Origin of the sequence: Streptomyces sp. URMC 123, assembly GCF_051386515.1 — a bacterium.
Lineage (GTDB): Bacteria > Actinomycetota > Actinomycetes > Streptomycetales > Streptomycetaceae > Streptomyces.
In genome coordinates, this window is sequence record NZ_JBPQTV010000327.1 from 1 (window position 1) to 7,257 (window position 7,257).

7 protein-coding genes are annotated in these 7,257 nt (G+C 72.8%); 1 reads left to right on the top strand and 6 read right to left on the bottom strand.

Annotated elements, in window-relative coordinates; translation table 11 throughout:
* Window positions 1–2: 2 nt before the first annotated feature.
* The 5 genes from ACSNOD_RS26240 to ACSNOD_RS26260 all read right to left on the bottom strand — a co-directional run bounded on the left by ACSNOD_RS26240 (window position 3) and on the right by ACSNOD_RS26260 (window position 4,932).
* The gene (locus tag ACSNOD_RS26240; RefSeq protein ID WP_436769536.1) at window positions 3–743 is read right to left on the bottom strand and encodes a hypothetical protein; all 741 of its coding nucleotides are present in this window, start codon (window positions 741–743) and stop codon (window positions 3–5) included.
* A 115-nt stretch (window positions 744–858) separates the two neighbouring features.
* Window positions 859–2,154, bottom strand: a complete 1,296-nt coding sequence (locus ACSNOD_RS26245; RefSeq protein ID WP_436769537.1) for a hemolysin family protein — start codon at window positions 2,152–2,154, stop codon at window positions 859–861.
* Window positions 2,151–2,642, bottom strand: a complete 492-nt coding sequence (ybeY, locus tag ACSNOD_RS26250) for an rRNA maturation RNase YbeY (RefSeq protein ID WP_436769538.1) — start codon at window positions 2,640–2,642, stop codon at window positions 2,151–2,153. The genes ACSNOD_RS26245 and ybeY overlap by 4 nt, the downstream gene beginning before the upstream one ends.
* Window positions 2,643–2,652: 10 nt before the next feature.
* On the bottom strand, window positions 2,653–3,672 hold the full coding sequence (locus ACSNOD_RS26255) for a PhoH family protein (RefSeq protein ID WP_436769539.1): 1,020 nt from the start codon (window positions 3,670–3,672) through the stop codon (window positions 2,653–2,655).
* Window positions 3,673–3,789: 117 nt separating this feature from the next.
* Entirely contained in the window at window positions 3,790–4,932 is a 1,143-nt protein-coding gene (locus ACSNOD_RS26260; protein WP_436769540.1) for a carbohydrate kinase family protein, read from the bottom strand.
* Between the two features lie 98 nt (window positions 4,933–5,030).
* Here ACSNOD_RS26260 and ACSNOD_RS26265 point away from each other — a divergent pair, with 98 nt between their 5' ends.
* Window positions 5,031–6,446 carry a 6-phospho-beta-glucosidase gene (locus ACSNOD_RS26265; protein ID WP_436769541.1) on the top strand — a complete coding sequence of 472 codons (1,416 nt, stop codon included), beginning with the start codon at window positions 5,031–5,033 and terminating at the stop codon, window positions 6,444–6,446.
* Between the two features lie 3 nt (window positions 6,447–6,449).
* Here ACSNOD_RS26265 and ACSNOD_RS26270 read toward each other — a convergent pair.
* On the bottom strand, window positions 6,450–7,257 hold an 808-nt coding region (locus tag ACSNOD_RS26270; RefSeq protein WP_436769542.1), incomplete at its 5' end, for an esterase/lipase family protein.

Below are 7,257 nucleotides of genomic sequence, written 5' to 3' on the forward strand. Positions count from 1 at the left end.
GCTCACCGCATGACGGAGAACACGGAGAACACCCCGCTGGCCCCCGAGGACCGCAAGATCATTACGCTGGCCCGCTCGACGCTCTTGCGGAACGCCTGCTCGAACGCGGCCTGGTCGGGCGCCTCGTGGCTGTGCTGGACGACGGTCACGACGGTGCCGCCCACGCGGGTGGCCGCGATGTCGATCTGCGTGTCGTGCTCGGAGGAGTTCTCCTTGGCGGTCAGCCGCACGCCGCGGGCGCCCTCGCCGACGGCCGGGACCTTGAGCTGGCTGGCGCGGTAGTCGACCTTCTGGCTGTGCAGGGTGCCGGAGAACGTCTTGCAGGCGCCGAAGTCCAGGTTCGCGCCGAGGATCTGGCGGGCGCCGGAGGGGTCGTAGAGGCTCACGGCGTTGTGCATCTGCGGGCCGTGGTCGCCCTTGACGTAGTCGGCGGTGGCGTGCGCCTTGGCCTGGGGGCCGTCGCCGCGCCCGACGAAGGCGTCCAGCATCGGCTGGCAGACGGCCTTGGCGGCGGTGCCGATCTGGAGGTCGACCGGGCCGGGGTCGGCGGTGCCGGCCGTCGGGTCGGCCGTCCAGCCCGAGCCGGGCAGGTCCTTCACCGTGACCAGGCCGGCCTTGGCCTGCGTCTTGCCCTGCTGGCTCGAGCCCTTCCCGCCGTCGGCGTCGCCGCAGCCGGCGGCGAGGAAGAGGGTCGAGGCGGCGGCGAGAGCGACAGCCGTGCCACGGTGAGTACGAGAACGCACGAACTTCTCCAGAAAAGTAAAGGGTCTTCCGGAAAAAGTTATGCGGGCGTTAAGCCTGCCCCCGCTCGCCAAAGGTCCCGAACGTTCGGGACTTTAGTCCCTTGATCGCGAGTTGCTACGCACTGTAGCGGACCGGCTCCACCAGCACGGTGACGATGCGGTTGCGCCGCCCCGCCGGGGACTCGGCCGTCAGCCGCAGCGCGGTCAGCGACGGGTCGGTGGTGTCCTCGGAGAGGTCCACCTCGGCCATGGCGCCGGCGATGGGCACCCGGCCGAGCGACTTGGCGAGCAGCCCGCCCACCGTCTCCACGTCCTCGTCGTCCAGGTCGAGCCCGTACAGCTCGCCGAGGTCGCCGATGTCCAGCCGGGCGGTGACCCGGTAGCGGCCCTCGCCGAGGTCCTCCACCGGCGGCAGCTCGCGGTCGTACTCGTCGGTGATCTCGCCGACGATCTCCTCCAGGATGTCCTCGATGGTGACGATGCCGGCCGTGCCGCCGTACTCGTCGATGACGACGGCGACGTGGTTGCGGTCGCGCTGCATCTCGCGCAGCAGATCGCCGGCGTTCTTGGTGTCGGGCACGAAGACCGCCGGCCGCATGGCCGTGGAGACCGGCTCCGACTCCGCGTCGCGGTTGATGTGCGTCCGGCGCACCAGGTCCTTGAGGTAGACCATGCCCACCACGTCGTCCTCGTTCTCGCCGGTCACCGGAATCCGGGAGAAGCCGGAGCGCAGCGCGAGGGTGAGGGCCTGGCGGATGGTCTTGGCGCGCTCTATGACCACCAGGTCGGTGCGCGGCACCATCACCTCGCGCACCAGGGTGTCGCCGAGCTCGAACACGGAGTGCACCATGCGCCGCTCGTCGTCCTCGATGAGCGACTCCTGCTCGGCGAGGTCCACCAGGGCGCGCAGCTCCGCCTCGGAGGCGAACGGGCCCTTGCGGAAGCCCTTGCCGGGGGTGAGGGCGTTGCCGATGAGGATGAGCAGCTGGGGCACCGGCCCCATCACCCGGGCCAGCGGCAGCAGCACGTACGCGGCGGCGGTGGCGGTGTTCAGCGGGTGCTGGCGGCCGATGGTGCGCGGCGAGACCCCCACGGCCACGTAACTGACCAGCACCATCACGGCGATGGCCACGGTCAGCGCCTGCCAGGTGCGGTCGAACTCGCGCAGACACGCGTACGTGACCAGCACGCCCGCCGCCATCTCGCAGGCGACGCGCACGAGCAGCGCCACATTGAGATAGCGGGTGGGGTCCTCGGCGACCTGTATCAGCTTGCCGCTGCCGCGCCGCCCGGAGCGCACGGCCTCCTCGGCGCGGAAGCGGGTGGTGCGGGCGAGCCCGGCCTCGGCGCAGGCGGCCAGCCAGGCCACCACGACCAGGGCGACGGCCGCCGCGACGAGCTGCCCGGTCACCGCGTGGTCGGGGCCGGGGACGGCCCCTCGATCCCGCGCTCGGCCCGCCAGCCGTCCAGGATCGCCTTCTGGAGGCCGAACATCTCGGCCTTCTCGTCCGGCTCCTCGTGGTCGTAGCCGAGGAGGTGGAGCACCCCGTGCACGGTGAGCAGCTGGAGCTCCTCGTCCATGCTGTGCCCGGCGGCGTCGCCCTGCTTCTTGGCGACCTCCGGGCACAGCACGATGTCACCGAGCAGGCCCTGCGGCGGCTCGTCCTCGTCCTTGGCGGGCGGGCGCAGCTCGTCCATGGGGAAGGACATCACGTCGGTGGGGCCGGGCTCGTCCATCCACTGGATGTGCAGCTGCTCCATGGCGTCGGCGTCGACGACGATCACCGAGAGCTCGGAGAGCGGGTGGATGCGCATCCGGGCCAGGGCGTAGCGGGCGACGTCGAGGACCGCCCGCTCGTCGATGTCGGTGCCGGATTCGTTGTTGACGTCGATCGACATGGTGCTCGTTCTATGACTTTCCGTTGCGGCTGTCGTACTGCTCGTACGCGTCGACAATACGGCCCACCAGCTTGTGGCGGACCACGTCGGTGCTGGTCAGTCGGGAGAAGTGGACGTCGGTGACGCCCTCCAGGATCTCCTGGACCTGGCGCAGACCGCTCTTGGTGCCGCCGGGCAGGTCGATCTGGGTCACATCACCGGTGATCACGATCTTCGAGTCGAAGCCGAGCCGGGTGAGGAACATCTTCATCTGCTCGGGGCTGGTGTTCTGCGCCTCGTCGAGGATGATGAACGCGTCGTTGAGCGTCCGGCCGCGCATGTACGCCAGCGGCGCCACCTCGATCGTGCCCGCGGCCATCAGCCGGGGGATCGAGTCGGGGTCGATCATGTCGTGCAGCGCGTCGTACAGCGGGCGCAGATACGGGTCGATCTTCTCGTAGAGGGTGCCGGGCAGAAAGCCGAGCCGCTCCCCCGCCTCCACCGCGGGCCGGGTCAGGATGATCCGGTTGACCTGCTTCGACTGCAGCGCCTGGACGGCCTTGGCCATCGCCAGGTACGTCTTGCCGGTGCCGGCCGGGCCGATGCCGAAGACGACCGTGTGCTTGTCGATGGCGTCGACGTAGCGCTTCTGGTTGAGGGTCTTGGGGCGGATGGTGCGGCCCCGGTTGGAGAGGATGTTCTGGGTGAGCACCTCGGCCGGCGTCTCGACCGCGCCCACCGCGCCCGTCTCCTCGCGCAGCATGGCGATCGATCGTTCCACCGCGTCCTCCGTCATCGGCGCACCCGTACGGAGCACCAGCATCATCTCGTCGAACAGGCGCTGGACGAGCGCCACTTCGCGGGCGTCTCCGACAGCGCTGACCTGATTGCCCCGGACGTGGATGTCGGTCGCCGGGAACGCCTTCTCGATCACCCGCAGCAGGGCGTCACCGGAGCCCAGGACCGTCACCATGGGGTGCTTGGCCGGGACGGTGAAGTGGGCGCGTGCCTGCCCCTGCGCGGGGGTGTGGGCTGTGGGTGTCTGAGTCATGGGCCGGCTCTCTGGCCTGCTGACCCCGCCTTCTGTGCTCGACCTGCTGTACGGGATTCCGTACGGCACCTTGATACCTCAAGACTACGCCCAGGCAACCGCCGGTCCCGAGTGCTTTTAGGGGCGGCGGAAGCCGATCGTGGGGACGGCCCTGCGCAGCGGCCACGAGCGGCCCTGCGCGGGCAGCAGGTCGTCCAGGAAGGCGTAGCGGCGCAGGGCGGCCTCGGCGGAGGAGGAGAGCACCTGGTCGTCGTAGACCTTGGCGTGCTGCCACCAGGCCGCGATCTCGACCCAGCCGGGGGCCGACAGCGAGCCGCCGAACTCCTGCACGGAGAGGGCGGCGGTCAGCCCGGCGAAGGCCAGCCGGTCGGCGAGCGGCCAGCCGGCCAGGGTGCCGGTGAGGAAGCCCGCCATGAAGACGTCGCCGGCACCCGTCGGGTCGAGCGCCTCCACGTCGATGGCCGGTACCTCGGCGGTCTCGCCGGTGGCCGAGTCAACCGCGTACGCGCCCTCGGCGCCCAGGGTCACCACGGCCAGCGGCACCTTTCCGGCCAGGGCGCGGGCCGCCGCCCGGGGGCAGTCGGTGCGGGTGTAGCGCATGGCCTCGGCGGCGTTCGGCAGGAACGCCTCGCAGTGCTCCAGGTCGGGCAGGGCGGCCAGGTCCCAGCGGCCGGTGTCGTCCCAGCCGACGTCCGCGAAGATCCGGCTGCCGCGCCGGGCGGCGGTGGCCACCCACTCCTCGCTGTGGCCGGGCACCAGCGAGGCGACGCAGGCGCGCGAGCGCGGCGGGGCGTCGGGGGCGGACTCCTGCGGGGGCGCGGCGTGGCCGTGGGAGACCATCGTGCGCTCGCCCTCGTAGGCCATGGAGACGGTGACCGGGGAGTGCCAGCCGGGCACCTGGTGGGAGAGGGCGAGGTCGATGCCCTCGCCGTTGCACAGGCTGTCCCAGCAGTAGTCGCCGTAGACGTCGTCGCCGAAGGCCGCGGCGAGCGAGGTGCGCAGCCCCAGCCGGGCCAGGGCGGTGGCCATGTTGGCCACCCCGCCGGGGCTGGAGCCCATGCCGCGGGCCCAGGACTCGGTGCCGCGCACGGGGGCGCTGTCCAGACCGGTGAAGATGATGTCGAGGAACACGGTTCCGGTGAGGAACACGTCGCGATCCGGGTCGCCGGGCGCGCGCAGCGCCGCCAGCGGGTCGAGCAGGGGGGTCCGTGCCGCGGAGGGCTCGCCGTGCTGCGGGGTGGCCCCGTGGTGTGTGGTCACCGTGAACTCCCGGGTCGTGCCGTGCCTCGTGGGTGGCGTCCGTCTCGTCCGCTTCGGGTCGGTCCAGTGTGCCCGATCGATGCGGTACGTTCCGCGCCATGAGGCTGACGATTCTCGGCGGGGGCGGCTTCCGGGTGCCGTTGGTGTACCGGGCGCTGCTGGCGGACGGCGCGGCGCGGGCCCGTGCCGGCGGGGGCGCGGGGCGCGGCCCGGCGGTCACGGAGCTGACGCTGTACGACACGGACGCGCGACGGGTCGCGGTGGTGCGCGAGGTACTGGACCGGCTCGCGCGGGGCCGTCCCGCGCCCCCGTCGGTGCGGATCGCCGACGATCTCGACGACGCCCTGCGCGGCGCGGACTTCGTGTTCTCCGCGATGCGGGTGGGCGGCACGGCGGGGCGGATGCTGGACGAGCGGATTCCGCTGGCCGAGGGGGTGCTCGGGCAGGAGACGGTGGGCGCGGGCGGCGTCCTCTACGCGCTGCGGACGATCCCGGTCGCCGTCCGGGTCGCGGAGCGGGTCGCCGCCCTCGCGCCGAACGCGTGGGTCATCAACTTCACCAACCCCGCGGGGATGGTGACCGAGGCCATGTCCGCTGTCCTGGGCGACCGGGTCGTCGGCATCTGCGACTCGCCCGTGGGGCTGGTGCGGCGCGCGGCGCGGGCGGCGGGCGCGGACCCGGAGACGGTCGCGTACGACTACGTGGGCCTCAACCACCTGGGCTGGCTGCGCTCCCTGCGCTCGGGCGAGGACGGCCGGGAGCTGCTGCCGGGGCTGCTCGCGGACCCGGGCGCGCTCGCCACCTTCGAGGAGGGCCGGCTCTTCGGCGCGCGCTGGCTGTCGGCGCTGGGCCTGCTGCCCAACGAGTATCTGCACTACTACTACTTCCGCCGGGAGACCCTGGCCGCGGTGCGCGGCGCGGCCCAGTCCCGGGGCGAGTTCCTCGACCGGCAGCAGGGCGCGTTCTTCGAGCGGGCGGCCGCCGAGCCCGAGCGGGCCCTGGAGCTGTGGGAGGAGGCCCGGCTGCGGCGCGAGGAGACGTACATGGCCGACAGCCGGGCGGCCAGCGGCGGGTGGGAGCGCGACGCGTGCGACCTGGAGGGCGGCGGCTACGACCAGGTGGCGATGGCCCTGATGCGGGCGCTCGCGGGAGGGGGTGCGGGCGCGGACGGAGGCACGGGCGCGGCCGGGGGTACGGGCGCGGCCGGGGGGCCGGTCCGGCTGATCCTCGACGTGCGCAACCGGGGCACGATCCCGGAGCTGGCGCCGGACGCGATCGTCGAGACGGTGTGCGAGGTGGACGCGGACGGCGTGCGTCCGCTGCCGTGCGCGCCCCTGGGCGGGGCCGAACTGGGACTGGTGCTCCAGCTGAAGGCGGTGGAGCGGGCGACGATCGAGGCGGCCACCCGGGGCGACCGCCGGGCGGCGCTGCGCGCGCTGGCCCTGCACCCGCTGGTCGACTCGCCGGACGTGGCGGCCCGCATCCTGGAGGCGGCGGGGTACGGCGCCGGCTGACGGCTAGCCGGTGACGGCCGAGGCGCACGTGGTGGGGGTGGCGTGCGCGGGGTCGAGGGCGTTGGCGGCCTCGTGGAAGGCGACGCGGTCCAGGAGCACGATGGCGACGTGCTCGGAGACGTCGAGTCCGCACAGGTCCTGGAGGAGGACGTTGCGGACGTTCGGCCCGTCGAGGAACTGGGAGCGCCAGGGGGTGACCATCTCGTCGTACCGGGTGGCGATCACGGTGTAGCGCACGCCGGGCACGGTGTCACCGCCCTCGTTGAGCCGCCTCAGGAACGGGGAGCCCACGAGCTGGTCGGCCACGGCGGGCACGGTGCCCGCGACGGCGTCGCGCGCGCCGGGGACCCGGTCGACGAGCCGGGCGAGCCCGAGCGCCGTGGTGCCGTGGTTGCTGGGGGCGAGACCGATCAGGGCGTTCACCGTGGCGGCGCCCCCGAGGAACTTCAGGTAGTGGCGCGGCATCATGCCGCCCTGGGAGTGGCCGACGATGTCGACCTCGGCGGCGCCGGTGGCGGCCAGGACCTCGCCGACGTACGCCGACAGCTGGTGGGCCGACTCCGCGACGGGGCCCAGGCCGTGGAAGAACGGCACGCCGGGTAGCTGCCCGTAGTCGAGGGCGAAGACGCAGTAGCCGCGGGCCACCAGATAGGGGGCGAAGGTCGCCCAGGTGTCCAGGGAGTTGGCGGCGGTGCCGTGGACGAGGACGACCGGGCGGGGGTGGGCAGCGGAGGGCACGCAGGACCAGTCGTTCCAGCCCCGGCTCACGGCACCGGCACCCGCAGCAGGTCGTGAGCGACGGTCAGTTCGC